Origin of the sequence: Aquamicrobium soli (genome assembly GCF_042646345.1) — a bacterium.
GTDB classification, from domain to species: Bacteria; Pseudomonadota; Alphaproteobacteria; order Rhizobiales; family Rhizobiaceae; genus Mesorhizobium; species Mesorhizobium soli_A.
In genome coordinates this window covers 885,591-911,823 of sequence record NZ_JBHRTK010000012.1, presented here as the reverse complement: position 1 = coordinate 911,823, position 26,233 = coordinate 885,591, and the positions used below count along the sequence as shown (strand labels likewise).

At 66.2% G+C, this 26,233-nt stretch carries 24 protein-coding genes and 1 tRNA gene; 5 read left to right on the top strand and 20 right to left on the bottom strand.

Going from position 1 to position 26,233, the window contains the following annotated elements:
* Together ACFOHJ_RS14220 and ACFOHJ_RS14215 are read left to right on the top strand one after the other, a co-directional pair.
* Positions 1-195: hypothetical protein (locus ACFOHJ_RS14220; RefSeq protein ID WP_378221512.1), on the top strand; the 195-nt coding region annotated here is incomplete at its 5' end.
* A 522-nt stretch (positions 196-717) separates the two neighbouring features.
* A complete protein-coding gene (locus ACFOHJ_RS14215; RefSeq protein WP_378221510.1) occupies positions 718-2,676 on the top strand; it encodes a M23 family metallopeptidase in 1,959 nt (652 codons plus the stop codon).
* 12 nt (positions 2,677-2,688) lie between these two features.
* Here ACFOHJ_RS14215 and ACFOHJ_RS14210 read toward each other — a convergent pair whose 3' ends face one another.
* The 3 genes from ACFOHJ_RS14210 to clpB all read right to left on the bottom strand — a co-directional run bounded on the left by ACFOHJ_RS14210 (position 2,689) and on the right by clpB (position 8,622).
* Complete coding sequence (locus ACFOHJ_RS14210) at positions 2,689-4,227, bottom strand: MFS transporter (RefSeq protein WP_378221507.1); 1,539 nt, start codon at positions 4,225-4,227, stop codon at positions 2,689-2,691.
* Positions 4,228-4,365: 138 nt separating this feature from the next.
* Positions 4,366-5,814, bottom strand: a complete 1,449-nt coding sequence (locus ACFOHJ_RS14205; protein ID WP_378221505.1) for a L,D-transpeptidase family protein — start codon at positions 5,812-5,814, stop codon at positions 4,366-4,368.
* Positions 5,815-6,009: 195 nt separating this feature from the next.
* The gene (gene clpB, locus ACFOHJ_RS14200; protein WP_378221503.1) at positions 6,010-8,622 is read right to left on the bottom strand and encodes an ATP-dependent chaperone ClpB; all 2,613 of its coding nucleotides are present in this window, start codon (positions 8,620-8,622) and stop codon (positions 6,010-6,012) included.
* Between the two features lie 234 nt (positions 8,623-8,856).
* On the opposite strand from clpB, the gene ACFOHJ_RS14195 reads away from it, so the two are divergent.
* A complete protein-coding gene (locus tag ACFOHJ_RS14195) occupies positions 8,857-9,459 on the top strand; it encodes a DUF998 domain-containing protein (protein WP_378221502.1) in 603 nt (200 codons plus the stop codon).
* 64 nt (positions 9,460-9,523) lie between these two features.
* Here the strand turns inward: ACFOHJ_RS14195 and ACFOHJ_RS14190 are convergent, their stop codons facing one another.
* From ACFOHJ_RS14190 to ACFOHJ_RS14170, 5 genes are all read right to left on the bottom strand, one after another.
* Positions 9,524-10,342, bottom strand: coding sequence for a DUF4167 domain-containing protein (locus ACFOHJ_RS14190; RefSeq protein WP_378221499.1), 819 nt, complete (start codon positions 10,340-10,342; stop codon positions 9,524-9,526).
* Between the two features lie 323 nt (positions 10,343-10,665).
* Positions 10,666-11,526, bottom strand: a complete 861-nt coding sequence (gene prmC, locus ACFOHJ_RS14185; protein WP_378221589.1) for a peptide chain release factor N(5)-glutamine methyltransferase — start codon at positions 11,524-11,526, stop codon at positions 10,666-10,668.
* A complete protein-coding gene (prfA, locus tag ACFOHJ_RS14180; protein WP_378221496.1) occupies positions 11,522-12,598 on the bottom strand; it encodes a peptide chain release factor 1 in 1,077 nt (358 codons plus the stop codon). The genes prmC and prfA overlap by 5 nt, the downstream gene beginning before the upstream one ends.
* Positions 12,595-14,865: a phosphoenolpyruvate--protein phosphotransferase gene (gene ptsP / locus ACFOHJ_RS14175; protein WP_378221494.1), complete on the bottom strand. Its 2,271-nt coding sequence runs from the start codon at positions 14,863-14,865 to the stop codon at positions 12,595-12,597. The genes prfA and ptsP overlap by 4 nt, the downstream gene beginning before the upstream one ends.
* A 103-nt stretch (positions 14,866-14,968) precedes the next feature.
* Positions 14,969-16,222: an aspartate kinase gene (locus ACFOHJ_RS14170; RefSeq protein ID WP_378221491.1), complete on the bottom strand. Its 1,254-nt coding sequence runs from the start codon at positions 16,220-16,222 to the stop codon at positions 14,969-14,971.
* 231 nt (positions 16,223-16,453) lie between these two features.
* Between ACFOHJ_RS14170 and ubiG the strand changes: the two genes are divergently transcribed.
* The gene (gene ubiG, locus ACFOHJ_RS14165; protein WP_378221490.1) at positions 16,454-17,218 is read left to right on the top strand and encodes a bifunctional 2-polyprenyl-6-hydroxyphenol methylase/3-demethylubiquinol 3-O-methyltransferase UbiG; all 765 of its coding nucleotides are present in this window, start codon (positions 16,454-16,456) and stop codon (positions 17,216-17,218) included.
* Positions 17,219-17,221: 3 nt separating this feature from the next.
* On the opposite strand, the gene ACFOHJ_RS14160 is transcribed toward ubiG, so the two are convergent.
* From ACFOHJ_RS14160 to ACFOHJ_RS14140, 5 genes are all read right to left on the bottom strand, one after another.
* Entirely contained in the window at positions 17,222-18,133 is a 912-nt protein-coding gene (locus ACFOHJ_RS14160; RefSeq protein ID WP_378221487.1) for a DMT family transporter, read from the bottom strand.
* 76 nt (positions 18,134-18,209) lie between these two features.
* Positions 18,210-18,635, bottom strand: a complete 426-nt coding sequence (locus tag ACFOHJ_RS14155) for a DUF1178 family protein (protein WP_378221485.1) — start codon at positions 18,633-18,635, stop codon at positions 18,210-18,212.
* Positions 18,632-19,495: a carbon-nitrogen hydrolase family protein gene (locus ACFOHJ_RS14150; RefSeq protein WP_378221484.1), complete on the bottom strand. Its 864-nt coding sequence runs from the start codon at positions 19,493-19,495 to the stop codon at positions 18,632-18,634. The genes ACFOHJ_RS14155 and ACFOHJ_RS14150 overlap by 4 nt, the downstream gene beginning before the upstream one ends.
* Positions 19,495-19,794, bottom strand: a complete 300-nt coding sequence (gene grxC, locus ACFOHJ_RS14145) for a glutaredoxin 3 (RefSeq protein ID WP_378221481.1) — start codon at positions 19,792-19,794, stop codon at positions 19,495-19,497. The genes ACFOHJ_RS14150 and grxC overlap by 1 nt, the downstream gene beginning before the upstream one ends.
* Before the next feature lie 23 nt (positions 19,795-19,817).
* On the bottom strand, positions 19,818-20,591 hold the full coding sequence (locus tag ACFOHJ_RS14140; protein ID WP_378221479.1) for a ComF family protein: 774 nt from the start codon (positions 20,589-20,591) through the stop codon (positions 19,818-19,820).
* 60 nt (positions 20,592-20,651) lie between these two features.
* Here ACFOHJ_RS14140 and ACFOHJ_RS14135 point away from each other — a divergent pair, with 60 nt between their 5' ends.
* Positions 20,652-21,524, top strand: coding sequence for a class I SAM-dependent methyltransferase (locus ACFOHJ_RS14135; RefSeq protein ID WP_378221478.1), 873 nt, complete (start codon positions 20,652-20,654; stop codon positions 21,522-21,524).
* Between the two features lie 27 nt (positions 21,525-21,551).
* Here ACFOHJ_RS14135 and ACFOHJ_RS14130 read toward each other — a convergent pair whose 3' ends face one another.
* The 7 genes from ACFOHJ_RS14130 to ACFOHJ_RS14100 form a co-directional block, all read right to left on the bottom strand.
* Complete coding sequence (locus tag ACFOHJ_RS14130) at positions 21,552-21,740, bottom strand: Flp family type IVb pilin (RefSeq protein ID WP_378221475.1); 189 nt, start codon at positions 21,738-21,740, stop codon at positions 21,552-21,554.
* A gap of 121 nt (positions 21,741-21,861) precedes the next feature.
* On the bottom strand, positions 21,862-22,173 hold the full coding sequence (locus ACFOHJ_RS14125; RefSeq protein WP_378221472.1) for a hypothetical protein: 312 nt from the start codon (positions 22,171-22,173) through the stop codon (positions 21,862-21,864).
* Positions 22,174-22,294: 121 nt separating this feature from the next.
* On the bottom strand, positions 22,295-22,711 hold the full coding sequence (gene mutT, locus ACFOHJ_RS14120; protein WP_378221469.1) for an 8-oxo-dGTP diphosphatase MutT: 417 nt from the start codon (positions 22,709-22,711) through the stop codon (positions 22,295-22,297).
* Positions 22,705-23,520, bottom strand: coding sequence for a GNAT family N-acetyltransferase (locus tag ACFOHJ_RS14115; RefSeq protein ID WP_378221468.1), 816 nt, complete (start codon positions 23,518-23,520; stop codon positions 22,705-22,707). The genes mutT and ACFOHJ_RS14115 overlap by 7 nt, the downstream gene beginning before the upstream one ends.
* On the bottom strand, positions 23,489-24,730 hold the full coding sequence (argJ, locus tag ACFOHJ_RS14110) for a bifunctional glutamate N-acetyltransferase/amino-acid acetyltransferase ArgJ (RefSeq protein WP_378221465.1): 1,242 nt from the start codon (positions 24,728-24,730) through the stop codon (positions 23,489-23,491). The genes ACFOHJ_RS14115 and argJ overlap by 32 nt, the downstream gene beginning before the upstream one ends.
* Before the next feature lie 329 nt (positions 24,731-25,059).
* Positions 25,060-25,132, bottom strand: a tRNA-Arg gene (locus ACFOHJ_RS14105).
* Between the two features lie 141 nt (positions 25,133-25,273).
* On the bottom strand, positions 25,274-26,182 hold the full coding sequence (locus tag ACFOHJ_RS14100) for a peptidylprolyl isomerase (RefSeq protein ID WP_378221463.1): 909 nt from the start codon (positions 26,180-26,182) through the stop codon (positions 25,274-25,276).
* Positions 26,183-26,233: the final 51 nt, after the last annotated feature.

Here is a 26,233-nt window from a genome sequence, read left to right as displayed (position 1 = left end):
TGGCTTTATCTGGTCACGCTTCGAATTGACGAGAACATTCACACCTGGATGCTTTCGCATCCGATAGACTATTCTCACCAGAAACGTGTCCGCCAAAGTCTCGTTCGAACCAAACCATCCCTAAGAATGACCGGTTCAGCAGGACTCTGCCGCCCACGTTTCTCTTTCTTCACTATTCAATTGTCAAAGAACTGACGTCCATAAAACGTCGCCGATCCATCCGCATCCGCGCTCTAGACCGTGTGAGTGTCACTTGCGTGGCTCTCGTGATTTCGTCCAACCAAGCAACCCTTAGAGCGAACTCCGTGGCCGCCAGCAGCGTCGCCGCCGTCGTTGGTGTGCGGGTTATAGTAGCGACCCCTTCGAGGAGTCAACAGCGATTTCGAGTTTTCTGAACTTTTTGCGACAAAAATTTCAGCGCCTGATTTTCTTTGTCGGCTTACGCAGGGGCCGCAAGGCTTTGCGTGCTTCCGGACCCTGTGGAAGCCCTATTGCCGCCGCATTGACGAACGACACGAGGCGCTATCCGGTGGCGACAACCGGCCCTGGGTGCCGCTTTCGGCGCCCGGGGACAGGTTACACGCCGTCGCCGGGGTAAAAGTAGCGTTTCGAGGGCCGGCTTCGGCCGGGTTTCGTTGACTTGCCCGCCACCGGCAGGCAAATGTCACGACACATAATAAGCGATTAGCCCGCCGGGAAACAAAGCAGCCGTCCTGGATGCAAGACACGCAAGAGGCCATAGCCGAACTCGGCAACCAGCCGCCGCTGATAGCGGACGGCCGCAGCGGACCGCCGGACCGCCGCGAAGTCTCGACGCGCTGGCTGTCGGGCACCTTCCTGACGGGCCTGACTTCCAGCGTGCTCATGGGCGTCGCCCTGTTCGCCGCCCTCGACGGGCGCCAGCAATTGGCCACGCCGCCCGAGATCGCCGAGCTCATCGGTCTCGCCAGCGGCACCGAATCCGGCGAAGGAGCCAAGACGACCCGGCTGGTGCCGCTGCGCCAGGTCGCGCGCGCCAAGGACAAGCGGCGCATGGAAGTGTCCATGGTCACCAGGGTCGGCGACCGCGACGTCATCCACACCATGCCCTTCGTGCAGATCAAGATGAACCTGGCGGCCGGCCACACCACCACCCGTTCCTATCCGGCCTTCGACCCGATGCGGGTGTTCGGCGACGACACGACCGAGCAGCCGGCGCCTTCGACGCTGAGCGCCGGCCAGATCTACGGCGCCAAGGTCGAAAGCGAGATGTCGCTGAAAACGAGCGACTTCCCGATCGCCACGGCCAGCTTCGACGAGAAGAACGATCTTTCGGCCGACGAGGTCGAGAAGGTGGTGCGCGAGGCGGGGGCCGAACTCGGCGACGGCGCCATCCGCGTCGCCGCCCTGCACTATGTCGACCCGCAGCGCTTCGGCGACCAGCTGGCGCAGAGCATGGCCGGCTCCTATGCCGTCAAGATCGTGCCGGAAAACGTCTCGGTCGCCCCGCGCGCCGAGACGGAGGACCAGGCCACGTCCTATGCGGAAGACATCATCCCCTTCACCAAGGACTACGGCATTGCCGACGCCTTTGCCGATTCCGGCTACACCGGCGAAGACGCCACCAACATGGCCGAGGCGATCGGCAAGCTCCTCAACGCGCCGGCGCTGAAGGCCGGCACGGTGCTTCGCGTCGGCCTCGAGGTGCGCGGCGACCGCGCCAGGGTGGTGCGCACCGGCGTCTACGATCGCACCCAGCACATCGTCACCATCGCGCTCGACGACCGCGGCCAGTACGTGCCGGCCAAGGAGCCGGAGCCCAATCCCGAACTGCTGACGGCTTTCGACGATTCGCCGCCTGTCGCGGTGCGCGGCAGCCTGCCCAATATCTATGACGGCATCTACCGCGCCGCCTATTCCTACGGCATGTCGAAGACGATGACCAAGCGGCTCATCAAGCTGCTTGCGCCCGATGTCGACTTCCAGTCGCGGCTGAGCGCCTCGGACCGCATCGAGGTGCTGTTCTCCCAACCCGACGGCGACGACCAGGCCTCGGATGAATCGGAACTGCTCTACGTTTCGGCCACCTTCGGCGGGCAGACGCGCAATCTCTACCGCTTCCAGATGCAGGACGGCGAGCAGGGCTACTTCGACCAGGACGGCCGCAGCGCCGAGCAGTTCCTGCTGCGCAACCCCCTGCCCGCCGGCCATTTCCGCTCCGGCTTCGGCGCGCGCCGCCATCCCATCCTCGGCTATGTGCGCATGCACACCGGCGTCGACTGGGCGGCCCCCATCGGCACTCCCATCATCGCGGCCGGCAACGGCGTCATCGAAAAATCCGGCTGGGCCAGCGGCTACGGCAAGCAGACCATCATCCGCCACGCCAACGGCTACGAGACATCCTATAATCACCAGAGCGCCTTCGCCCAGGGGATCAAGCCGGGCGTGCGCGTGCGTCAGGGCCAGGTCATCGGCTATCTCGGCCAGACCGGCCTCGCCACCGGCCCGCACCTGCACTACGAACTCATCGTCAACGGCACCAAGGTCGACCCGATGCGCGTCCGCCTGCCCGTCGGCAAGGAACTGAAGGGCGACGACCTCGTTGCCTTCAAGCGCGAGCGCGAGCGCATCGACGACCTGCTCAAGCAGCAGGACAGCGACCAGTTGAAGGTCGCCAGCGCCAAGGTCGAAGGCTGACGGCCGAAGCCCCTATGATTCGCCGGCGTTTCCCGGAGTGCTCACCCAGGCGGTAACCGCCGACAGGCCACACAGCAACGCGGTGACCAGCGCCACCGCCGCAAAGGCGGCGTCGCTCGCCGCGATCCGCGCCGCATCGAGCGTGGGGGCAAGACCGGCCGGCATCGGTTCGCCGAAACCCGGCATGCCGTCCGCTCCCGCGATTCCCGGCGCGCGCGCATAGACCCAGGCCGCGACCGTCCCCATCGCCGCGACGGCAACGAGGCCGGCGACACGCGACACGGCATTGTTGATGCCGGAGGCAGCCCCCGTGTCCTCGTCCTCGACCGAGGTCATGACCGCGGTCGACAGCGGCGACACCACCAGCGCCATACCGAGGCCCATCAGCACCATGGCCGGAAACACGCCGTCCCAGAAACGGTGGACGCCGGCATGGGTCAGAAGCGAAAGCCCGGCAAAGGCGATGGCGACCAGGGCGCTGCCGGCGGCGAGCGGAATGCGCGGGCCGATGCGGTCGGAAAGCCGGCCGACCGGGCCGGACAGCAGCGCGATGCACGCCGACAGCGGCAGGAAGATGAAGCCCACTTCGCCCGCGTTCAGCCCCCACCCGGCGATGAGAAGCATCGGCAGGTAGAAGAGGATCGCCGAAAGCGCAAAATAGAGGAAGAAGGTCGCCAGGTTGGCGCCCGCGAAGGCGCCATTGCGAAACAGCGAAAGATCGATCATCGGCTCGCACTGCCGCAATTCCCAGGCAACGAAACCGGCCAGCACCGCCATGCCGGCAACGAGGCTGGTCCCGGCAACGGTTTTCCCGCCTTCGCCGCTCATCGCCGTCAACCCGTAGGCAATGGCGCCGAAAGCCAGCGTGGCGAGAACCGCACCACCGGGATCGAGGTCGCGCTTCCCGGCCGCCGGGTCCGCCGGCACCTTGGCCAGAAGCAGGTAGATGGCAATCGCCCCAAGCGGCAGGTTGATCGCGAAGATCGCGCGCCAGACGGGATCGCCGAACCATGCCAGCATCCATCCGCCGAGCACCGGCCCGAGCGCGGTCGTCAGTGCCGAGGCGGCCGCCCAGATGCCGATCGCCCGGCCGCGCTCCTTTTTCGGATAAGCCTTGGCGATGATGGCGAGGCTGCACGGCACCATGACGGCGGCGCCCGCCCCCTGGATCGCCCGGAACAGGACGAGCATTGTCGGATCGGGCGCCAGAGCACAGGCCAGCGAAGCGGCCACGAACAGCGCGATGCCGACGACAAAAGTGTGCCGCAGGCCGAATCGGTCGCCGGCCGCGCCGCCGACGAGGATCAGGGCGGACAGGGTCAGCGCGTAGCCATTGGCTACCCACTGCGCTTCGGCCAGGCTGGCGCCAAGATCGGTGCGGATCGCCGGCACCGCGATCGCCACCACCGATCCGTCGATGAAGCCGAGCGCGGAAGCAAGAATGGCCGCGATCAGCACGAAGCGGCGCGAAAGCGGCGGGCAGAACGAATGGCCATTGGCCACCCCTGCCAGAGAACCTACCCCATCGCCTGGTTGCAATGACGATTGCATGACCGACCGTCTCCCGGGATCGCGATGAGCAAGCGGCCCGCCCTCGGCGGAAGCCGTATCGCCATCGCCGCCCATCCCGATACCGGTCTTAGAGCATTTCGCCGCCAGACGGAATTGCCCGGCGTCGCGCGGATGCGGCTAGTCGACGAACTCGACGGTGACGCCCGGCTTCACCAGCTTGGCCAGTTCGTGCGCGTCCCAGTTGGTCAGCCGCACGCAACCATGGCTTTCGGTCTTGCCGATCTTGGACGGATCGGGCGTGCCGTGGATGCCATAGGTGGGCTTGTCGAGCGCGATCCATACCGACCCGACCGGCCCGTTCGGACCCGGCGGGATCGTCAGTATCTTGTCGTTTTCGCCCTGCTTGAAATTGAGCTTGGGATTGTAGGTGTAGTTCGGGTCGAGCGCGACACGCGACACCGTATGCGTTCCCGAGGGCGACGGCGTATCGGCCGAGCCGATGGTGGCCGGATAGGCAGCGACCAGCTTGCCTTGCGCATCGTAGGCGCGCACCTGCTTCATCCCCTTGTCGGCGATGATATTGGCCACCGGCGTCGATACCAGCTTGCCGAAATTGGCGACCTTCACGATGGTGCCAGGCCGGTTGAAATTGACGCCGGGGTTGAGCGCCTTGAGATAGTTCTCGTCCATGTGAAAGCGTTCGGCGATCGCCTCGGTCACCGAGGTATAGGCCATGCGCTCCAGTTGCGCCTTCTGGCTGTAGTCTTCCGGGATGGAGGCGACATAGGGACCGGCCGCGTCTTCGGGCGTGATCGTGTAATGGGCGAAGGCATCGCCGCCGGTACGGGCCAGCGCTTCCTTGATGCCGGCCACATCGGTCGTCCGCAACTGGGTGCCGGTGATCTCCTTGTAGGCGGCGAGCGCCTTGTCGACATTGGCGCCGAAGCGCCCGTCGATGACTCCCGGCGAAGCGCCGAACCTGTCGAGCAGGATCTGCAATTCCGCTATGTCCTCGCGCGCGCCGATCGACAGCGAGGGATTCACCTTGACGGCCGGGCCGCTGGGCTGTGCCGGTTGCGCCGGCTCCACGAGAATTTCCGGCTCGTTCGGCTCGATGGAGGCCTGGTCGAGCGGAGGGGGCTTTGGCGCGCGGCGCTGGACGTCGGCCGGCGCCTGCGGCTGTCTCTCCTCGGGATAGACTTCGCCGTAGCCGCCGTCGCCATAGGGATCGGATTCGCCGTCGGGCAGCCATGAGCCACCGTCGTCCTGCCTCGACTGCTGGCGGCGGAAGCGCTCCACGTCCTGCGGATCGTCCAGATAGTAGCCATCGTCCGGGGCGACACGAATGTCGCGTCGGCGCTGCTCCGCCCTCAGCGCCCGGCGATCGAAGCGCGTCTCCGGCGGCTGGATGGCGACGACCTTGCCGGTATAGGCATCGACAATCACACGATTGCCGTTGCCGTCGAAATAGACCTCATAATCGCCGGCCTGGGCCACGAGGATGCCGCCCGCATCACGGGCTGCCGGTACGGCCGGCCTTTCCCGGTCAGCGGTCGGCGCCGCCATTGCCAGAGCCGGCGCCAGGAACGCCGAAAGCGTCGAAAGCAGCAGAAAGGTGCGAAGCATGCCAGCCAAACTCTCTCATTTCGCCGCCGTGCGGCATCACGCACTGCCGCCGACAGCTTCCTTCGCCGACGAACCGTTCATACACCATATGGTTCCAACATGAACCGGGCATGAAAATGCCTGCTACCATGGCTTATCCATGGCAAAGGCGCCGATTGCGGCGGCGCCTTGCCGAAGTTTACCGCCGGCCAGGGCTCAGGCGGCGTCGGCCTCCACCGCCGCCGGCGGCTTCGAGCGGAAATTGAGGCGATCGGAACCGGCGGTCACCTTGACGGTCGAACCGTCAAGGATGTCGCCCATCAGGATCTTCTCCGCCAGCGGATCCTGCAGTTCCTTCTGCATCGCCCGCTTCAGCGGCCGCGCGCCATAGGCGGGATCGTAGCCCTTTTCCGCCAGCCACTCGACGGCATCGTGATCGAGGTCGAGCTCGATCTTGCGATCCTCGAGCAGCTTTTCCAGCCGCCGCAACTGGATTTCGACGATCTGGCCCATGTCCTTACGGCGCAGCCGGTGGAACAGGATGATCTCGTCGACGCGGTTGAGGAACTCCGGCCGGAAGTGACCGCGCACGATGTTCATCACCTCCTCGCGCACCAGGTCGACGTCCTGGTCTTCCGTCAGGTTGACGAGGAACTCCGAACCGAGATTCGAGGTCATGACGATCAGCGTGTTGCGGAAGTCGACGGTGCGGCCCTGCCCGTCGGTCAGGCGGCCATCGTCCAGCACCTGGAGGAGCACGTTGAAGACGTCCGGATGCGCCTTTTCGATCTCGTCGAAGAGGATGACTTGGTAGGGCCGGCGCCGGACCGCCTCGGTCAGCACGCCGCCTTCCTCGTAGCCGACATAGCCGGGAGGCGCGCCGATCAGCCGGGCGACCGAGTGCTTCTCCATGAACTCCGACATATCGATGCGAACCATCGCGGTTTCGTCGTCGAACAGGAAGGACGCCAGCGCCTTGGTCAGCTCCGTCTTGCCGACGCCGGTCGGCCCGAGGAACATGAACGAGCCGATCGGCCGGTTCGGGTCCTGCAAGCCGGCGCGGGCACGCCGCACCGCCTTGGACACCGCCTGCACCGCCTCGCCCTGGCCGACGACGCGCCTGCCGATCTCGTCTTCCATCCTGAGCAGCTTGTCGCGCTCGCCTTCCAGCATCTTGTCGACCGGGATACCCGTCCAGCGGGAGACGATATGGGCGATGTTGTCCGGCGTCACGGTCTCCTGGACCATGCCTTCCTTGGCGTCCTTGTCACGCGCCTCGGCCTCCTTCAGCTGGCGCTCCAGTTCGGGAATCTTGCCGTAGGCCAGTTCGCCGGCGCGCTGGAATTCGCCCTTGCGCTGGGCGATCGCCAGTTCGTTGCGGGCGTCGTCGATCTGCTTCTTGAGGTCGGCGGCCAGCCCGAGCTTCTGCTTTTCGGCCTGCCACTTGGCGGTCAGCGTGGTGGATTCCTCCTCCAGCTCGGCCAGTTCCTTTTCCAGCCGGTCGAGGCGATCCCGCGAGGCTTCGTCCTTTTCCTTCTTCAGCGCCTCGCGCTCGATCTTGAGCTGCATGACGCGGCGGTCGATCTCGTCCAGCGCTTCCGGCTTGGAATCGACCTGCATGCGGAGCCGCGAAGCGGCCTCGTCGACGAGGTCGATCGCCTTGTCGGGCAGGAAGCGGTCGGCGATATAGCGGTTGGAGAGCGTCGCGGCGGCAACGAGCGCCGAATCGGAGATGCGCACCTTGTGGTGCTGCTCGTACTTCTCCTTCAACCCGCGCAGGATCGAGATCGTGTCCTCCACGGTCGGCTCGTCGACGAATACCGGCTGGAAGCGGCGGGCAAGGGCCGCGTCCTTTTCGATATATTTGCGGTACTCGTCGAGCGTGGTGGCGCCGACGCAGTGCAGTTCGCCGCGCGCCAAGGCCGGCTTCAGCAGGTTGGACGCGTCCATCGCCCCGTCCGCCTTGCCGGCGCCGACCAGCGTGTGCATCTCGTCGATGAACAGGATGATGCCGCCGGCAGCGGCGGTGACCTCGTTGAGCACGGCCTTCAGCCGCTCCTCGAACTCGCCGCGATATTTCGCGCCGGCGATGAGCGCGCCCATGTCGAGCGCCATCAACTGCTTGTCCTTCAGCGATTCGGGAACGTCGCCGTTGACGATGCGCAGCGCCAGCCCTTCGGCGATGGCCGTCTTGCCCACGCCCGGCTCGCCGATCAGCACCGGATTGTTCTTGGTGCGCCGCGAAAGCACCTGGATGGTGCGGCGAATCTCGTCGTCACGGCCGATGACCGGGTCGAGCTTGCCCGACCGCGCATCGGCCGTCAGGTCGCGCGCATATTTCTTCAGCGCGTCATAGGCCTGCTCGGCAGAGGCGGAATCGGCGGTGCGGCCCTTGCGGATATCGTTGATGGCAGCGTTCAGCGCCTGCGCCGTGACCCCGGCCTTGGCCAGGATATCGGCGGTCTTGGCCGACTTCTCCATGGCGAGCGCCTGCAACAGCCGCTCCACGGTGACGAAGGTGTCGCCAGCCTTTTTCGCCAGGTCCTCGGCGGTCGAGAAAACCTTGGCCAGCGGCTGCGCCATGTAGAGCTGGCCGTTGCCGCCCTCGACCTTCGGCAGCGCCTCGAGCGCGGCATCGACGCCCAGTTCGACATCGCGCGGCCGGCCGCCTGCGCGCTCGATCAGCGAGGCGGCAAAGCCTTCGTCGTCGTCGATCAGGGCCCTGAGGATATGTTCGGGGGTAAATTGCTGATTGTTGCGGTTGAGCGCATATTGCTGTGCAGCCTGGATGAAACCGCGCACGCGCTCGGAATATTTTTCCAGATTCATACCTGTCTCCTTCCATCACCGGCCCGCTTTGCGGCACCGGATCAGATTGCGGTGACGGACTCGCCCACTCGGAGCCGGGTCCCGTTCACGACAGAATATGGTATAGGGGCCGGCATCCCTCAAGGGCGGGGAACTGCCGCTCGTCGGCCCATGAGCAGTTTTTTCAACCCCCCTAGGCGGCACGGCTCGCGCCCGCAAACCGCCGGTCCATGAAACGGCTTCCCGGAGTTCCCGATGCCCTTCCACCAGATCGCCGCCGGCTCCGCGACAGCGTGCTATCTGGTCGCCCTTCTGCTGCTGGTGGCCCTGCATGTCGTGGAACGGCAGCGCGATCCGGTAACAACCGCCGTCAGCGACTACGGCACCGGCAAGGCGGCATGGCTGTTCAGGGCCTATGGCGCGGCCGGCATCATCGGGGCGGCGGCCCTTTGCCGGGCGATGCTGGATTATCCGGGTGCCAGCTTCCCGACTCCGGCGATCTATTGCCTGGGTGCGCTGGCGGTGCTGCGGCTCGGCGTCTTTGCCTTCAAGACCGATGAAGGCGCCTTCGGCCGCACCCGCGAGGGCATCATCCACCTCGTCCTTGCGGTCCTCACCTTCACGCTGGCCTATGAGGTCGTCAGTTTCGGCGGGCAAACGGCGCTGGCGATCACCAGCGGCGCCCTCAACGGCGCATTCGCGCTGCTGGGCTGGATCGTGCCGGTATCGCTGGCGCTGGTGGTGGCCACCATGCTGCCCAGAGGGCGCGCCTTCTTCGGCCTGGCCGAGCGCGCCTTCCTCGTCTCCACCCTGTTGTGGTTCCTGCTCCTGTCGGCGCGGCTTTTTACCGGGCCGTGAACAAAAAGCGCACCGCGGCTGCTGTGATCAGCCCGGTGCGCTTCAAGGGTCCGAATTATTTCGCTCAGTTGGCGTCGGCGGTGGCCGGAGCCTCGGAGCCCGAGGCTTCGCCCGCATCCGCCTGCGGTTCCGCACGGCGGCGGGGGCGGCGCGGACGGCGCGGTGCGGCGGCCTCGTCGGCCTGCCCGACCTGCGCGGCAATCGCAGCCGGGCTGAGATCGGCTGCAGGCTCAGACGTCGCCGGCTGCGGGGCTTCGCTTTTCACGGCCGCTTCTTCGGCCGGCTGCTCTTCGGCGGTTTCCTGCCGCTCGCTTTGCGCGGCCTGGCGCTGGCCGCCCTGATAGCCGTTATGGCGGCGCTCACGGTGGCGACGGCCGCCATTGCCTTCCCGGGCTTCGACGCCGTCACGGCTTTCGCGGCCGTCGTCGTCGTTAAGGGCCACTTCCGCCGGCGTGCCTTCGATCACCGGCTGCGGGCCGGAACCGTTGCCGGCCTGCGCAACCGGGCTCTCGCTGACATTGCCGTTGACGCCCTGCTCGAACTCGTCGCGGTCCTCGTCGCCATCATCGTCGAAGTCGTCCCGGTGGCTCTGGACATTCTGGATCGGCATCTGCGCCTGTGCGGCGGCAATGATGCGGTTGTAGTGTTCGGCATGCTGGAGATAGTTCTCCGCCATCACGCGGTCACCCGAGCTCATCGCGTCGCGGGCCAGCGCGGCATATTTCTCGGCGATCTGCTGGGCAGAACCGCGAATCTTCACATCCGGGCCGTTGCTTTCGTAATTGCGGGTCAGCGGATTGGGGCCCTTGCGGTTGTTGTTGCCGCCACCGCCGCCATTGTTGTTGCGCCCGCGCATGCGTCTGTTCTGCTGTTGTGGCCTCATCAGACTCTCTTCATCGTGGAAATTTGAAAAACTCGCTGCAAACGGCGCCGCTCATGCGTCCTGCCGTTCTGGTGCCCCGCCGGTGCTCGCCCGCATCGATTGCGTTGGCGTCACTTGCCATCCTGCTCGGTTACATATCACTTGCCAGACGATTCCCGCTCGAAGCTTGGCGTCGATTGCGCAAGATGGGCAGCTTGTTCCAAGGAAACCGAATCGCTGGAGCACTGCCTGCTTCGTCTCATCCGGTTGCGAAAACCCTAGCGGCATTCACCGGCAATGCCAAGTGCTTTTTTCGCGGTCGCTTCCGGCCAAATGCGCGCACCCTAAGGTCTTGCGAACACCAGTACCCTGTCGTTTGCACCGAAATCGCGACGTGCTTCGGCCAGAACAAAACCGTTGGCCTGGAACACCTGCTGGACTTCGGTCTTCTGTGTCGCGCCGATCTCCACGGCTACGTAACCGCCCGGTTCAAGGTGCCCTGACGCACCGGCGGCAATGATCCGATAGGCCCCCAGCCCGTCCGGGCCACCGTCCAAAGCCCGGCGCGGATCGAAATCGCGTACCTCAGGCTGCAACGAACCTATATCGTCGGAACGTATATAGGGCGGGTTGGAGACGATTACATCGAACCGCCCCGAAATTTCTGAAAACCAGTTCGATTTCAACGGCGTAAAACGGCCTGACAGGCCCAGTTGCGCCGCGTTGCGCGCCGCCGTGGCCAACGCATCGTCCGAAATATCGACGCCGGCGGCGGAGGCGGCGGCAACGGTATGGAGCAGCGCCAGGGCGATCGCACCGGTGCCCGTGCCGAGATCGAGGATCCGGCACCGGCCCGAGCGCGCCGCGACAGCCTCAACCAGCGGCAGCACCGCCTCGACCAGCGTTTCCGTGTCCGGACGCGGTTCCAGCGTTTCGGCCGAAAGCGACAGGCGCAGGCCGTAAAACTCGCGAAAACCGAGGATACGGTGTACCGGTTCGCCAGCCAGGCGCCGCGCCACGGCATCTTCAACCGCAGCAATTGCCTCGGCCGGGACCTGTTGCTGCGGCCGCGCGATCGCGTCGGCGCGCGTCGTCGCGGTCAGGTGCTCGACCAGCAGCCGCGCATCGAGGCCCGCTTCCGCGATGCCGGCTTCAACAAGGCGTCGGCGCGCAACCCCAAGGAGTTCGGCCAGCGTCACCTCAATCTTCCGCCATGTCGGCCAGAAGTTTCGACTGGTGGTCGGCGATCAGCGCGTCGACGATTTCGTCGAGTTCGCCCAGCATCACCCGGTCGAGCTTGTAGAGCGTCAGGTTGATGCGGTGGTCGGTGACGCGCCCTTGCGGGAAATTATAGGTGCGGATGCGTTCCGAGCGGTCGCCGGAGCCGACCTGCGACTTGCGCGAGGACGAGCGCTCCTCCTCCGCACGGCTGCGTTCGAGGTCGTAGAGGCGCGCGCGCAGGATCTGCATGGCGCGCGCCCGGTTCTGGTGCTGCGACTTTTCCGCCTGCACCACCATGATTCCGGTCGGCAAATGGGTGATGCGCACCGCCGAATCGGTGGTGTTGACGTGCTGGCCGCCGGAGCCGGAGGCCCGCATCGTGTCGATGCGGATATCCTCCGGCCGAATGTCGATGTCGACCTCCTCGGCCGCGGGCAGCACGGCGACGGTGGCGGCGGAGGTGTGGATGCGCCCTTGCGCCTCGGTTTCCGGCACGCGCTGCACCCGGTGCACGCCCGACTCGAACTTCAGGTGCGCGAACACGCCCTTGCCCGAAACGGTGGCGATGATTTCCTTGTAGCCGCCCGCATCGCCCTCGCTGGCGGACGCCACCTCGAAGCGCCAGCCCCGCTCGGCGGCATAGCGCTCGTACATGCGGAAAAGATCGCCGGCGAACAGCGCCGCCTCGTCCCCGCCCGTGCCGGCGCGGATTTCGAGGATGGCGTTCTTGTCGTCGGCCTCGTCCTTCGGCAAAAGCAGGATCTGGATATCGCGCCGCAAGGCCTCGATGCGCTCCTCCACCTCGGGAAGATCGGCTTCGGCCAGTGCCCGCATCTCGGCATCGGTCGACTTGTCGCCCAGCATGGCCTCAAGGTCCGCTTCCTCGCGCTCGGCCGCCCTCAGCGCCCGAATCTTGCCGACCAGGTCCTGGATATCGGCATATTCCGAGGCCATTTTCACATAGGCGTCGGCGGCGGGGCCGGCAGCCATCTGCGCTTCGAGCATGTCGAAGCGCTTGACGACCTGGTCCATGCGGTCACGGGGCAGGGAAATCATAGGGGAATACCGCGATCGTCCGCGAAGGCCTGCAGCAGCGCCCGCATCGGCATGCCGTGGGCGGGTGCGGAGAGGTTGTCGGCGAAGAACCGCTTCAGTTCCTCCACCCGCAACTCGGTGAGCATCGCCTTGACCGGGCCGATCGCGGCCGGCGACATCGAGATGGAACGGAAGCCGAGGCCGATCAGCGCCATGGCCGAGATCGGCTTGCCAGCCAACTCGCCGCACAGCGTCACCGGCGTGAAGTTGCGGTTGCCGGCGTCGGCGATCTGCTTCAGCACGCGCAGGAACGGCACCGACAGCGGGTCGAAACGGTCCGACACCTGGTTGTTGCCGCGATCGACCGCCATGACGAACTGGAACAGGTCGTTGGAGCCGACCGAAACGAAATCGACCGCCTTCATCAGCTCATCGAGTTGGAAAAGCAGCGAAGGCACCTCGACCATGGCCCCGAGCTTCAGGCTGGTCGGCAGATGGTGGGCGAAACGCGACAGATGCCGCACCTCGCGGTCGACGATCTCGCGCGCCTGCGCGATTTCGGCGAGTTCCGTGACCATCGGCAGCATCAGCTTCAGTTCGCGCCCGCCGCAGGCCTTGAGCAGCGCCCGGATCTGCGTGCGCAACAGGCCGGGGCGGTCCAGCGTCAGCCGGATCGCGCGCCAGCCGAGCGCCGGGTTTTCCTCCTGCACCGATCCCTTGAAATAGGGCAGCACCTTGTCGCCGCCGATATCGATGGTGCGGAAGGTGACCGGCTTGCCGCGCGCCGCGTCGAGAACGTCGCGATAGAGCTTTTCCTGCGCTTCCGCGCGCGGGAAGGTCGAGGCGACCATGAACTGCAATTCGGTGCGGAACAGGCCGATGCCGGCGGCGCCCGACTCGGCAAGCTGCGGCAGGTCAACGGCCAGCCCGGCATTCATCAACAGGTCGATCGCGACTCCGTCCTTGGTCACCGAGGGTTGCTTGCGCAATTCCCGGTAGATCTCCTGGCGCCGGGCGCGGAACCGCACCTTTTCGGCATAGGCTGCTTCGAGATCCGGCTGCGGCCGCAGGTGCACGATGCCTTCCTCGCCGTCGACGATGATGTCGTCGCCGTTCTCCGCCATCGAGACGGCGCCCTTCATGTGGCCGGCGACCGGGATGCCCATGGCGCGCGCCACGATGACGACATGGCTGGTCGCCGTGCCGTCCTCCAGCACCAGCCCGCGCAGCTTCTCGCGCGGATAATCAAGCAGTTCGGCGGCGCCCATCGAGCGGGCGACGACGATGGCGTCCTTGGGCAGCGAGGCAGCCATCGATTCCGCGCCATGGCCCATCAACTGCCGCAGCAGCCGGTTGGCGAGATCGTCGAAATCGCTCATGCGCTCGCGCAGGTAAGGGTCTGTCATGTGGATCATGCGCGCGCGCATGTCCGACTGCACCTTTTCCACCGCCGCTTCCGCCGTCAGGCCGTTGCGGATCGCCTCCTCCAGCCGGCGCACCCAGCCGCGATCGTTGGCGAACATGCGATAGGCCTCCAGCACCTCGCGGTGCTCGCCCTCGAAGGCGACGTCGCGGCGCTCCAGCATGTCGTCGATGGAGAGCCTCAGCGAGCCGAGCGCGCTTCCAAGCCGCTCCACCTCGTCCTCGCTGTCCTCGTTGAACAGGTTGGTGACGACGATGCGCGGCTCGTGCAGGACGACGTGGCCGAGCCCGATGCCTTCGTTGAACGACAGGCCGGTGAAGCTCGCCGGCCGCGACAGGTCGAGTTCGAGCCCCGCGCGCGTCAGCTTGCCGAGGTCGCCGGTGGCGATCATCTCGGCGATCACCATCGCCGTGGTCTCCAGCGCCTCGATCTCGTCCTCACGGTAGGTGCGCATGGTCTTGTTCTGCACCACCAGGACACCGAGCGTGCGCCCGGCGCGCAGCACCGGCACGCCGAGAAAGGAGTTGTAGACCTCCTCGCCCGTCTCCGGCAGGTAGGCGAAGGCCGGATGCTCCTGCGCGTTCGACAGATTGAGCGGCCGCGCGCTGGCGGCGATGGAGCCGACGAGGCCCTGCCCCAGTCGCAGCTGGGCATTGTGGACCGCGCTCGGGTTCAAGCCCTCGGTGGCATAGAGTTCGAGCACCGAGTCGGAACGCAGCACATAGAGCGAGCAGACTTCGGCCACCATGTTGGAGGCGATATCGCGTACGATCCGGTCGAGCCGCTCCTGCGGCTCCATCGGTTCCTGCATGAGTTCGCGCAGCCTTCTCAGCAAAACGCGCGGGCCGCCAGCCGTATCACGCATCGCGGCGATTTCTCCCATGGGCATTCTTCAACCCGGCGCGGCTCGCTCCGCCCCGGTATTCACGCAACGCCTGACCTTGTAACGACAGACTGTAAAGGCCCCGCTATTGCTTATCCAGCCCGTAGACCGAATGCAAAGTGCGGACGGCAAGTTCAGTATAAGGCCCGTCGATCAGGATCGAAATCTTGATCTCCGACGTGGTGATGGCGCGGATGTTGATGCCCTTTTCCGCCAGCGCCTTGAAAGCGGTCGCGGCGACGCCGGTGTGGCTGCGCATGCCGATGCCGATGACGGACACTTTCGACATGCCGTCGTCGTGCTGGACGACGTCGAACCCGACCTCGGTGCGGATCTTGCCGAGCACCGCCAGCGCCTTTTCGATGTCGCCCGACGGCACCGTGAAGGTCATGTCGGTGAGCTTGCCGTCCTCGGAGATGTTCTGGACGATCATGTCGACATTGATGCCGGCCTCGGCCAGCGGCCCGAAGATGCCTGCGGCTACGCCCGGACGGTCGCCGACCCGGCGCAGCGAGATTTGGGCTTCGTCCTTCGCGTAGGCAATACCGGTGACGACCTGCTGTTCCACGATTTCATCCTCGTCGCAAATAAGCGTTCCGGGCGGATTGTCGAAATCCCCCATTCCGGGAGCGTCCGGGTCCACGAAGGACGAGCGCACGAATGTGCGTACCCCGTGCACCATGGCGAGCTCGACCGAGCGAACCTGTAGCACCTTGGCGCCGAGCGACGCCATTTCAAGCATTTCCTCGAACGAAATCTTCGCCAGCCGGCACGCTTTCGGCTCGACGCGCGGGTCGGTGGTATAGACGCCGTCGACATCGGTGTAGATATCGCAGCGATCTGCCTTCACCGCCGCGGCGATGGCGACGGCGCTGGTGTCGGAGCCGCCGCGGCCGAGCGTGGCGATGCGGTTGTCAGGCCCGAGGCCCTGGAAACCCGCGACCACCGCGACCTGCCCTTCGCCGAAGCGCTTGACCAGGAACGATCCGTCGATGTCGACGATACGCGCCGCGCCATGGGCGTTGTCGGTGCGGATCGGGATTTGCCAGCCCTGCCAAGAGCGCGCGTTGACGCCCATGTTTTGCAAGGTGATGGCCAGGAGGCCGGCCGTCACCTGCTCGCCGGAGGCGACGACGGCATCGTATTCGCGCGCGTCGTGCATCGGCGAGGCCTCGCGCGTCCACGCCACCAGTTCGTTGGTCTTGCCGGCCATGGCGGAAACGACCACCGCCACCTCGTGGCCGGCATCGACCTCGCGTTTGACGTGGCGCGCCACATTGCGGATGCGGGCGATGTCGGCGACCGAGGTCCCGCCGAATTTCATCACGATGCGCGCCATGGAAACGAAACGCCTTTGCCTGGATACCGGTCCGAGGGCCGAGAACTGTGGAAACGAAGGCCCTGGAAAGCCGGGGCCAAGCACGATTGCGGCCTCCTTAGCCAAAAGGCCGAAACTGTGCAAGCAACAGAAGTCGCCGGAGCCCGCCTGAAATTGTTACCTTGACATTCCCGCCCCCAAACCCGACTTCCTAGCGCTCGAAACCCGGACCCCGGTCGAGGAGACGATGCGATGCCAGAGCCAAGACGGGCACAACCCAAGCAGTCGACCATCGATGCCGCGGAAGTGGAGCGCTTTTCCGCGCTTGCCGCCGAATGGTGGAACCCGAACGGCAAATTCCGCCCCCTGCACAAGTTCAATCCGGTGCGCCTCGCCTATATCCGCGACCAGGTGGCCGAGCGATTCGGCCGCGACCCGCGCGAGGCGCGGCCGTTCGAGGGCCTGCGCTTCCTCGACATCGGCTGCGGCGGCGGCCTGCTGTGCGAGCCGATGGCGCGCCTCGGCGCCGAGGTGGTCGGGGCCGATGCGTCGGCCACCAACATCGAGGTGGCGAAGCTGCACGCTTCCGAATCGGACGTCAGCGTCGATTACCGGGCGACGACCGCCGAGGACCTTGCCGATTCGGGCGAGAAATTCGACGTCATCCTCAACATGGAAGTGGTCGAGCATGTCGCCGACATCGACCTGTTCCTGGAAAAATGCGCCACGATGGTCAAGCCGGGCGGCGTCATGTTCGTGGCCACCATCAACCGCACGCTGAAGGCGCTCGGGCTCGCCATCATCGGCGCCGAATATGTGCTGCGCTGGCTGCCGCGCGGCACCCACCAGTTCGGCAAGCTGGTGCGCCCGGAGGAACTCGAAAAGTCGCTCGCCAACGCCGCCATGTCGATCGTCGATCGCACCGGCGTCATCTACCATCCGCTCGCCGACCGCTGGCAGCGGTCGAAGGACATGGACGTCAACTACATGGTGCTGGCGGAAAAGGGCTCCGTCTGAGCCTCACCGCGTCGCCACCGCCGGCGTCTCCTTGCGGGCCTGCGCCTTGGTGGTGATGAACACGCCAACCACCACGACCAGCGCCCCGGCCCATGTCAGGCCGCGATAGTGCTCGCCGAGGAACAGCGTTCCCGAAAACAGGCCGACCGCCGCCGCGACATAGCCGATCTGGCTGAGATAGACCGGCCCGCCGACCGCCTGCAGGCGGAAATAGACCGGAAACATCACCGCCGCCGAAATTGCCTGCACGGCCGCGACCCAAGGCACCTGCCCCAGAAGCTGCAGCGAACCGCCGCCCGGCAGGGCCAGGATGGCGACGAGCAGCATGGCGGCCGCTGCCAGATGGCTGCCGATGGCAAGCTCGGTCGGGCCGGTATCGCCCGGCCAGTCCCAGGTCCGGTAGATGTTGCCGATCGCCAGGAACACGGGGACCAGCAGCCCCATGGCCACCCAAAACAGCGCCGCCGGCTGCCCGGCCTCGCCGCGCGTCATCGCTACCATCGCCGCGCCGACGAAGCCGACGACGATGCCGATCACGCCCAGCGGACTTGGCCGCCGCACGCCGAGCAGGATCGACAGGATCAGGGTGATGATCGGCGACAGCGTGTACATGATACCGGTATAGCCGGCGCCCAGATGCGAGATCGCCGAGAACATCAGGAGATTGGGGATGGCGTAGGAAACCAGCGCCACGATCGAGAAATAGCGCAGCTTATGGGCCGTCAGGCGAAAGCGGACGCCCCGCGCCATGGTGACGGCCCACAGCAGGCCGCCGGCCCCGAGCGATATGACGAAGGCCCAGACCATGCCCGGAACGCCGACGTCCGTCGCCATCCGCCCGAGCGGCAGCGACAGGCCGAGCAAGGCGCCGGTCACCACCAGCAGGCCGAAGGCGGAATCCCAGAAAAATTTCATCGTGCACCCGTTTCGGCGGCGAGCCGACCACGAAAGGCGGCCGGCACAAATGCGCCAGGGCGCAAAAAAGAAAGGGTCAGTTGTGGTCGTCCGGGAAGACCGGAATCGGCATGAAGGAAACGCCGTCCTCGGCGAGGCCCCTGGCCTCCTCCAGCGTCGCCTCCCCGTAGATGCCGCGCGGATCGGTCTCGCCGAAATGGATTTTCCGGGCTTCCTCGGCGAACTTGTCGCCGACATAGTCGGCGTTTTCGCGGACCTTCTCGGCCATGGCCTTGAGTTGGGCCAGCGCCTTCCTCTGCTCCTCGCCCATGGCCAGCGCCACCTTTTCGCGGCCGCGCGCGGTGGAGACCGCCGGCGCCATCAGCGCCTTGCCGACCTTGTGCGAACCGCAGGCCGGGCAATCGACGAAGCCGCGCTTCACCTGCGTATCGAAATCGTCGTTGTTGCGAAACCAGCCCTCGAATTCGTGGGCCTTGTCGCAGACCAGGGAGAACCGGATCACGACGCCGCTCCCCTGATCTCCCCCGCCGAAGCCGCAGTGACGCCGAATTCGCGCGCATTCTTCAGGTTGGGAATTTTGGCGCGCGCGGCGGCCGACTGCGTCGGGTCGATCTCGGCGACGATCACGCCCGGTTCGTCATGCACGGCCTCGGCCAGCACCCTGCCCCACGGGTCGACGATGAGCGAATGGCCATAGGTCTCGCGACCGTCCTCGTGCAGGCCGCCCTGCGCGGCGGCGATGACGAAGGCGCCGTTTTCGATGGCCCGCGCCCGCAACAGGACATGCCAGTGCGCCTCGCCGGTCTGCCGGGTAAACGCGGCCGGCACCGTCAGCACCTCGGCCCCCGCCAGCGCCTCGGCGCGGAACAGTTGCGGAAAACGCAGGTCGTAGCAGACCGCGAAGCCGAAGCGCGTGCCGTCCAGGTCGGCGACCACCGCCTGCCGGCCGGGCTCGTAGGCGGCCGATTCGCGCCAGCTTTCGCCATTGTCGAGATCGACGTCGAACATGTGGATCTTGTCGTAGGTCGCAAGGGTTTCGCCGCGCGGCGAAATCAGCAGCGCGCGGTTGGCGATCTTGCCGTCGGCGCGCAGGATGCCGGTCGAGCCGACATGCAGGAAAATGCCCAGTTCCTTCGCCAGGCGTCGTGCCGCAGCTACCGTCACGTCCTTGTCCTGCGACGTGAAGACCGCCTGCCGCGCCTGCTGGTCGCGCACCATCACCCCGGTCATTTCCGGGGTCTGGACATAGGTCGCGCCCTGGCGCGCGGCCTCGCGGACCAGCTTTTCCATATCCGCCGCATTGCGCTCGGGATCCTTACCCGACCGCATCTGCACGGCCGCCGCCTTGAAACTCTTGCTCATCACAATCCCTGCTTTGCCGTATCCTGGCCCTGCCCTGTCGCCTCGTCGGTCAGAAGCGCGTCGAGGCGGCCCTGCGCCTCCAGTTCGTGCAGATCGTCGCAGCCGCCGACATGGATATCGCCGATGAAAATCTGCGGGAACGTCGCGCGGCCATTCGCCCGGGCGATCATTTCCTGGCGCAGTTCCGGCGAAAAGCTCGCATCGTGCTCGGTATAGGCAACGCCCTTCCTGTCGAGCAGGCGCTTGGCCGCCGCGCAGTAACCGCACGCCATGCGGGTATAGATGGTCACATCAGCCATAATGCGTTCCCGTCATTTGCCATCTATATAAGGGGCGTTTCGTCGGGCCGGAAGTCCCCGGGCAGCACGCGCGCGAAGGTAAGCACGTCGACCGCCCCCGCTCCGCCCTTCTTCAGCGCCTTCGTCACCGCGCGCGCCGTCGCCCCGGTCGTATAGACATCGTCGACCAGGAGAACCCGGCGCCCGGCGATCCGGATTTCCGCCTCGGCGGGCACGCGAAAGGCGGCGCGGACGTTCTGCTCGCGCTCCTGCCGCTCGAGCCCGACCTGCTGGCGCGTCTGCTTCACCCGCCTGACGGCTCCCGGCTCGAACGGCACGCCGCTCAGCTTGGAAAGCGCGCGCGCCAGTTCCGCCGACTGGTTGAACTGCCGCCGCAGGAACCGCTGCCAGTGCAGCGGCACCGGCACGATCGCCTGCGCCTCGGCGACGAGTTCCGCACCCGCCCGCATCATCCAGCGCGCCATCCACGGGGCAAGGTCGGTGCGATCGTGATACTTGAGGCCCGCCACCATCTGGCGCGCGACGCCGGAATAGGCGACGGCAGCCCGGGCGCGTTCGAAGGGCGGCGGATCGACAATCGCTTCCGCAGACAGGAACCCGGCCCCCATGTCGTGGATGAACGGCGTCCCCATGACCGGGCACCATGGCCGCTCGAGAAGCCGCAGTTTCGGCCAGCATTCGGCGCACAGCACGCCGGGCTGCGCGACGTGGCGACGGCAACCGGCGCAGACCGGCGGAAACAGGAGCCGCGCCGGCCAGTTCAGCGCGATTCTGGAAAGCCCCTTGATATCCGCCATCGCTTGAGCCACGTGATGTGCGGGCATCCTAGCAGATGCCGGCAAGACAGGAAGCTGACCGTGCAGCCGATTTTCGATACGCCGCTGCTGCTCGCGCGCAAGCGGCGGGCGCTGGAGCGTCCCCTCGCCGGGGCGGATTTCCTGATGCAGCGCGCCGCCGGCGACCTCGCCGAACGGCTGGACGCGGTGGAGCGCAAATTCGCCAGGGCGGCGACGCTTTTCTGCCAGACCCCGGCTGCCGCCCAAGTGATGCAGGCCAGCGGCAAGGTATCGGAAGCCCTCCGCATCGAAGCCGACAGCCTCTTCCTTGGCGACGAACCGGGCATCGTAGCGACACCCGAAACGGTGCCCTTCGAGGAAAGGAGCCTCGACCTCGCCGTCTCGCTCCTGTCCTTGCAGGCCATGAACGACATTCCCGGCCTGCTGGCACAGGTGCGCCGGGCGCTGAGGCCGGACGGCCTGTTCCTGGGCGTCTTCGCCGGGGCCGGCACGCTGGCGGAATTGCGCGAGAGCCTGCTCGTCGCCGAAACCGAGCTTTACGGCGGTGCCAGCCCGCGCGTCATTCCCTTCCCGGACGTCCGCGATGCCGGTGCGCTGCTGCAACGCGCCGGATTCGCCCTCCCGGTCGCCGACATCGAGACGGTGGTGGTGCGCTACGACACGCTGTTTTCGCTGATGGCGGATCTGAGGGCGATGGGCGAGACGAATTCGATGCTCGACCGCCCCCGCCGGCCGGGCCGCCGGGACCTGTTTGCGCGCGCGGCACAAATCTATGCCGAGCGCTTCTCCGACCCGGACGGCCGCATCCGGGCGACGTTCTCCCTGGTGTGGATGTCGGGATGGGCCCCCGACCCCTCGCAGCAAAAACCGCTGAAGCCCGGCTCGGGCAAGGTGTCGCTGGCGAAAATTCTGGAAAATCCCGGCAACTCTTGACGGAGAAAAGCCTGCGCCGGCCGCAGCCTACTCGGCTCCCTGCCTGAACGCTTCCGTGATCTTGCCGCTGTTGTCGTCCCACAAGCCGCCGAGGCTGTCGGCGAAACTGCCGAAGCCGACAAAAAGGGCCATCGAGATAAGCGTGGCGATCAGCCCATATTCGATGGCTGTGGCGGCACTCTCGTCCTGAAGAAACCGTCGCAATGAATGGGGCATCGTCTGTCCTCTGGCCGGACGATAACAGCCACCGCTTAATAAAGGTTAACGCGGCAGGCTTAACGGCCGATGAACCGCGTGGCCCGGACGTGTCCCGCAATGGGTCGCGGGCCGGTATCGGTCAGCAATCGCCGCTATGCCGGTTGGCGCGGATGACGCAGACCGAATCCGGCGAAGACTGCAGGACGCTGCGCCGGATCGTATAGGTGCTGGTGCGGTTGATCGAGCCGGTCGTGGTGGAGTCGACGCCGATCAGGCCGCCGCGCGCGACCTGCTGGCGATCGTTGTAGTTATCCAGGACCGGAACCGCCATGAGCGCCAGCGCCACGACGGCCGAACCGAACAGGAGCGTGATGCGCAAAAGGCCCATGCCGGCGTCGATGGCCCGGGCGCGGCGGTCGGGGCGGATCGAATCCCAGTCGTCGAGGCTCATTTCCGGCTCCAAGCATCATCATGCGCGCAATAGAGCGCTCTACTCGCTCAAATTGTCATGGTAAGATAAATCTTCCATTAACAATCCGGCGGCGTACAACCCTGCCGCGAACGGCGGCAACCTAGAGCAGGTCGATCAAGGCCGGGATGAGCGGCGCATCGGCCGGGGGCATCGGATAATCGCGCATCTGGCGCGGCCGCACCCATTTGAGCTTCTGGCCCTCCAACGGCATCGCGATCCCTTCGAAGCGGCGGCAGACATAGAGCGGCATCAGCAGGTGGAAGTCGTCATAGCTGTGGCTGGCGAAGGTCAGCGGCGCCAGGCAGGCGACCTTGGTCTCGATGCCGATCTCCTCGCGCAATTCGCGGATCAGGCATTCTTCCGGCGTCTCGCCGGGCTCGACCTTGCCGCCGGGAAACTCCCACAGGCCTGCCAGTTGCTTGCCCTGCGGGCGCTGCGCAATCAGCACGCGGCCATCGGCATCGATCAGCGCGCAAGCGGCGACCAGGACCAGGCGCCGTCCATCCGGTTTCAACACGTCTGCGCTCCGGGTGGCCGGCGATAGTGGTAATGGTAGACGTCGCTGAAGCCGAGGCTGCGATAGAGCCCGAGCGCCGGCCCGTTATCGGCTCCCACCTGCAGCCAGGCTTCGCGCGCGCCGCGCAGGCGCGCCCATTTCAGCGCCGAAAGGATCAGCTGGCGGCCATGGCCCTGCCCGCGCACCGACTCGTCGGTGGCGATCTCGAACAGGCCGGCGAGGTCGCCGTCATGCACGCAGATCAGCGTCGCCAGCGGCTCGTCGCCGCGCTCCAGCACGAACAGCCCGGCCTCGGGCTGGATCGCGCCGATGATTTCCGACAGGCCCGGCCGCAACGACGCGTCCGAGCCATGCACCTTCAGCGAGGCGCTGACGAAGCGGCTGATGTCGCGCAGCGGAATTTGGTCGATCGCGTTCTCCACCGGCGCGTCGGCCAGCGGCATGCGCATGATCAGCGAATCGTCGAACCGGCTCCAGCCTTCCGCGTCGAGATGCGCGGCGATGACCGAACCGGCCAACGGCGACAGGCGGAAGGTGAGCGGCCGGCCGTAGGCCTCGAAACGCCGGCTGGCGCGGCCGATCCGATCCGCCATGCCATCGATGTCGCCGGGATCGAGCGGCGTGATCGAGTTGAGCCGCTTGGCTGGATGGCCCGCCGTCAGCCGCACCACCCAGGTGCCGTCGTAATGCACCGCCGCCGCCGGCCACGCGCGAAAGCCCGCCGCTTCGTAGCGGCGTACGGTGGCAAGGATGCTGGCGGGGTGCTGCGGCACCAGATCAGCTCCTGTAGTCGCCGTTGATGGCGACATATTCCTTGGTGAGGTCGCAGGTCCACACCGTCGCCTTGCCGCGGCCGATGCCGATATCGGCACGGATGCGGATTTCGTCGCGCTTCATGTAGGCCGAGGTCGCCTCCTCCGAATAGGCGGGGTCGCGCTCGCCCTCGTGCGCCAGCCGGTTGTCGCCGAACCAGACCGAGAGGCGGTCGCGGTCGGCCGGCTCCCCGGCCTTGCCGACGGCCATGACGACGCGACCCCAATTGGCGTCCTCGCCGGCCACCGCCGTCTTGACCAGCGGCGAATTGGCGATCGAAAGCGCGATGCGCTTGGCCGAACGCGCCGACTTGGCGCCGGTCACCGTCACCTCGATCTGCTTGCGCGCGCCCTCGCCGTCGCGCACGACCTGCAACGCCAGCGTCTTCAGCATCTTGCCCAGCGCGCGGCGGAACCGCCCAAGGCGGGCGTCCCTGGCGTCGACGACGGGCGCCGCACCGCGCCGGGCGGCAGCACCCGTCGCAAACAACAGCAGCGTGTCGCTGGTCGAGGTATCGGAATCCACGGTGACCGCGTTGAAGGTCTTGGCCGTGCCCTTCGACAGCAGCTCCTGCAGCACCGGGGCCGCGATCGGCGCATCGGTGGCGACGAAAGACAGCATCGTCGCCATGTCGGGCGCGATCATGCCGGCGCCCTTGGCGATGCCGTTCAGGGTCACGTCGACGTCGCCGAGCCTGACGGTGGCGGTGACCACCTTCGGATAGGTATCGGTGGTCATGATCGCCCTGGCCGCCTCGACCCACAGGTCGGGCTTGGCTTCCTTGACCATTCCGGCAAGCAGCGGCCCGAACTTCGAGGCGTCGAGCGGCTCGCCGATGACGCCCGTCGAGGCGAGAAAGACATCGCCCGGCTTGCAGTTCGCAGCCTTGGCGGCGGCTTCGCCGGTGATGCGGGTCGTCTCGCGGCCCTTCTTTCCGGTAAAGGCATTGGCGTTGCCGGAGTTGACGACCAGCATGCGCGCTTTGCCGCCGCCCAGGTTCTCCCGGCAGTAGTCGACCGGAGCCGACGGGCATTTGGAACGGGTGAAGACGCCGGCAACGGTCGTTCCCTCGTCGAAAACCATCGCCAGGAGGTCCGTGCGGCCCTTGTATTTGATCCCGGCCTCGGCGGTGGCAATGCGCACGCCCTCGACGGCCGGCATTTTCGGGTATTTCTTGGGCGCGAGCGGCGAGATCGATGCGGACATTGGAAGCCTCGGCGGGAAACTGCGAAATGTCGCCGGTTTGCCCGATGCGACGGCGCTGTGCAAGCGATTTGGCTTGAAGAAGCCGCCCGAACCGCAATGCGATCGCCTATGAGGCTCGCCCCCCACTCCGCCGCGGCTTCGCCGAGCCACCTCTCCCCCGATCGACGGGGGAGAGGAAACGAAAATCGCAAGCGCAACGTCCTTCCTCTCCCCTTTTGAGGGGGAGAGGTGGTTTGCAAAGCAAACCGGAGCAGGGGTCTGCCACGCCATGGGCCATGGCCCCGTCGGAGCCGTGAGCGAAGCGAACCGGCGTGAGACAGAAAAACCACCGCGCTCGGCAGGACTTGAACCTGCAACCTACGGATTCGAAGTCCGTTGCTCTATCCATTGAGCTACGAGCGCATTGCAGGCCAGTATCGCGCCGTCGCGCCGCCGTTGGAAAGAGAAGGCATCGCCAATAGCAGGACGGGCGGACTTCAAGCCCGCCCGTTCCACCAATCTCGGCTGTGCCGCGCCGGATGCGCGGCCGCAACGAAGCCGGCCTTACTCGGCGCCCTCGGCGGCATCGACCGCCTTCTTCAGCGCCGCGTCGGGAATCTCGACCTTGGCGTCGGCGCGCGCCTGCTTGACCAGCGCGAAATACTTGTCGCGGATCACCATCGAGCGGACGTTTTCCTTGACCGCGTCGAAGGCCGGCGGCTGCTTGGCGCGCTTGTCCTCGACCTTGATGACATGCCAGCCGAACTGCGTCTGCACCGGCTCCTTGGTGTAGGCCCCGATCGCCAGCGCCTGCGCCGCCTTGTCGAATTCCGGCACCATCTGGCCCGGTCCGAAATAGCCGAGGTCGCCGCCGTTCGTCTTGCCGCTCGGATCGTTGGTGTGCTCGTTGGCGAGCTTCTGGAAATCGGCGCCGCCGTCGAGTTCCTTGATGATCTTCTCGGCCTCTTCCTTCGTCTTCACGAGAATGTGACGGGCATGCACCTCGTTGACCGGTGGCTGGGCGGCGATTTCCTTGTCGTAGCGGGCACGAAGCTCGTCGTCGGTGATCTTGCCGACAACCTCCTTCTCGACCATCTCGCCGTGCAGGGCGCGCTGCTGGAGAAAGGCGACGCGACGCTGGAATTCAGCGTCCTTGTCCAGCCCGTCGGCCACCGCCTTGTCGGCCAGCACCTTGATCTCGATGGCGGCCGAGAGGGCCGCAGCACGGCGCTGCTCGGGCGGAAGCTGCGCAAATTGCTGCGAAAGTTCCCCTTCGGCAAGCGACAGGTCGGCCTCGGTGATGTTCTTGCCGTTGACGGTGGCGACCACGGCAGCGGGGTCGGCCGGGGCCGCGGCCTGGGCCGGCGCCGACGGGGCGGCTTCCTGCGCGAAGGCCGGCGAAAGGGAAAGCGTGGCAAGGCCGAGGACGAAGCCGAGGCCGGCGAACGGTGAGCGTCTGGACAACAACATCATAAGAAGGGAACTCCAAGAGAAACAGTTGAGGCGAGAAGCGCTTTCAAATCG

Bases quoted from the DNA above. Each gene is read 5' to 3' on its own strand.
- ACFOHJ_RS14215 (WP_378221510.1), top strand. From the start codon at position 718: ATGCAAGACACGCAAGAGGCCATAGCCGAACTCGGCAACCAGCCGCCG.
- ACFOHJ_RS14210 (WP_378221507.1), bottom strand. From the start codon at position 4,227: ATGCAATCGTCATTGCAACCAGGCGATGGGGTAGGTTCTCTGGCAGGG.
- ACFOHJ_RS14205 (WP_378221505.1), bottom strand. From the start codon at position 5,814: ATGCTTCGCACCTTTCTGCTGCTTTCGACGCTTTCGGCGTTCCTGGCG.
- clpB (WP_378221503.1), bottom strand. From the start codon at position 8,622: ATGAATCTGGAAAAATATTCCGAGCGCGTGCGCGGTTTCATCCAGGCT.
- ACFOHJ_RS14195 (WP_378221502.1), top strand. From the start codon at position 8,857: ATGCCCTTCCACCAGATCGCCGCCGGCTCCGCGACAGCGTGCTATCTG.
- ACFOHJ_RS14190 (WP_378221499.1), bottom strand. From the start codon at position 10,342: ATGAGGCCACAACAGCAGAACAGACGCATGCGCGGGCGCAACAACAAT.
- prfA (WP_378221496.1), bottom strand. From the start codon at position 12,598: ATGATTTCCCTGCCCCGTGACCGCATGGACCAGGTCGTCAAGCGCTTC.
- ptsP (WP_378221494.1), bottom strand. From the start codon at position 14,865: ATGCGTGATACGGCTGGCGGCCCGCGCGTTTTGCTGAGAAGGCTGCGC.
- ACFOHJ_RS14170 (WP_378221491.1), bottom strand. From the start codon at position 16,222: ATGGCGCGCATCGTGATGAAATTCGGCGGGACCTCGGTCGCCGACATC.
- ubiG (WP_378221490.1), top strand. From the start codon at position 16,454: ATGCCAGAGCCAAGACGGGCACAACCCAAGCAGTCGACCATCGATGCC.
- ACFOHJ_RS14160 (WP_378221487.1), bottom strand. From the start codon at position 18,133: ATGAAATTTTTCTGGGATTCCGCCTTCGGCCTGCTGGTGGTGACCGGC.
- ACFOHJ_RS14150 (WP_378221484.1), bottom strand. From the start codon at position 19,495: ATGAGCAAGAGTTTCAAGGCGGCGGCCGTGCAGATGCGGTCGGGTAAG.
- grxC (WP_378221481.1), bottom strand. From the start codon at position 19,794: ATGGCTGATGTGACCATCTATACCCGCATGGCGTGCGGTTACTGCGCG.
- ACFOHJ_RS14140 (WP_378221479.1), bottom strand. From the start codon at position 20,591: ATGGCGGATATCAAGGGGCTTTCCAGAATCGCGCTGAACTGGCCGGCG.
- ACFOHJ_RS14130 (WP_378221475.1), bottom strand. From the start codon at position 21,740: ATGCCCCATTCATTGCGACGGTTTCTTCAGGACGAGAGTGCCGCCACA.
- ACFOHJ_RS14125 (WP_378221472.1), bottom strand. From the start codon at position 22,173: ATGAGCCTCGACGACTGGGATTCGATCCGCCCCGACCGCCGCGCCCGG.
- ACFOHJ_RS14115 (WP_378221468.1), bottom strand. From the start codon at position 23,520: ATGTCGCCATCAACGGCGACTACAGGAGCTGATCTGGTGCCGCAGCAC.
- argJ (WP_378221465.1), bottom strand. From the start codon at position 24,730: ATGTCCGCATCGATCTCGCCGCTCGCGCCCAAGAAATACCCGAAAATG.
- ACFOHJ_RS14100 (WP_378221463.1), bottom strand. From the start codon at position 26,182: ATGATGTTGTTGTCCAGACGCTCACCGTTCGCCGGCCTCGGCTTCGTC.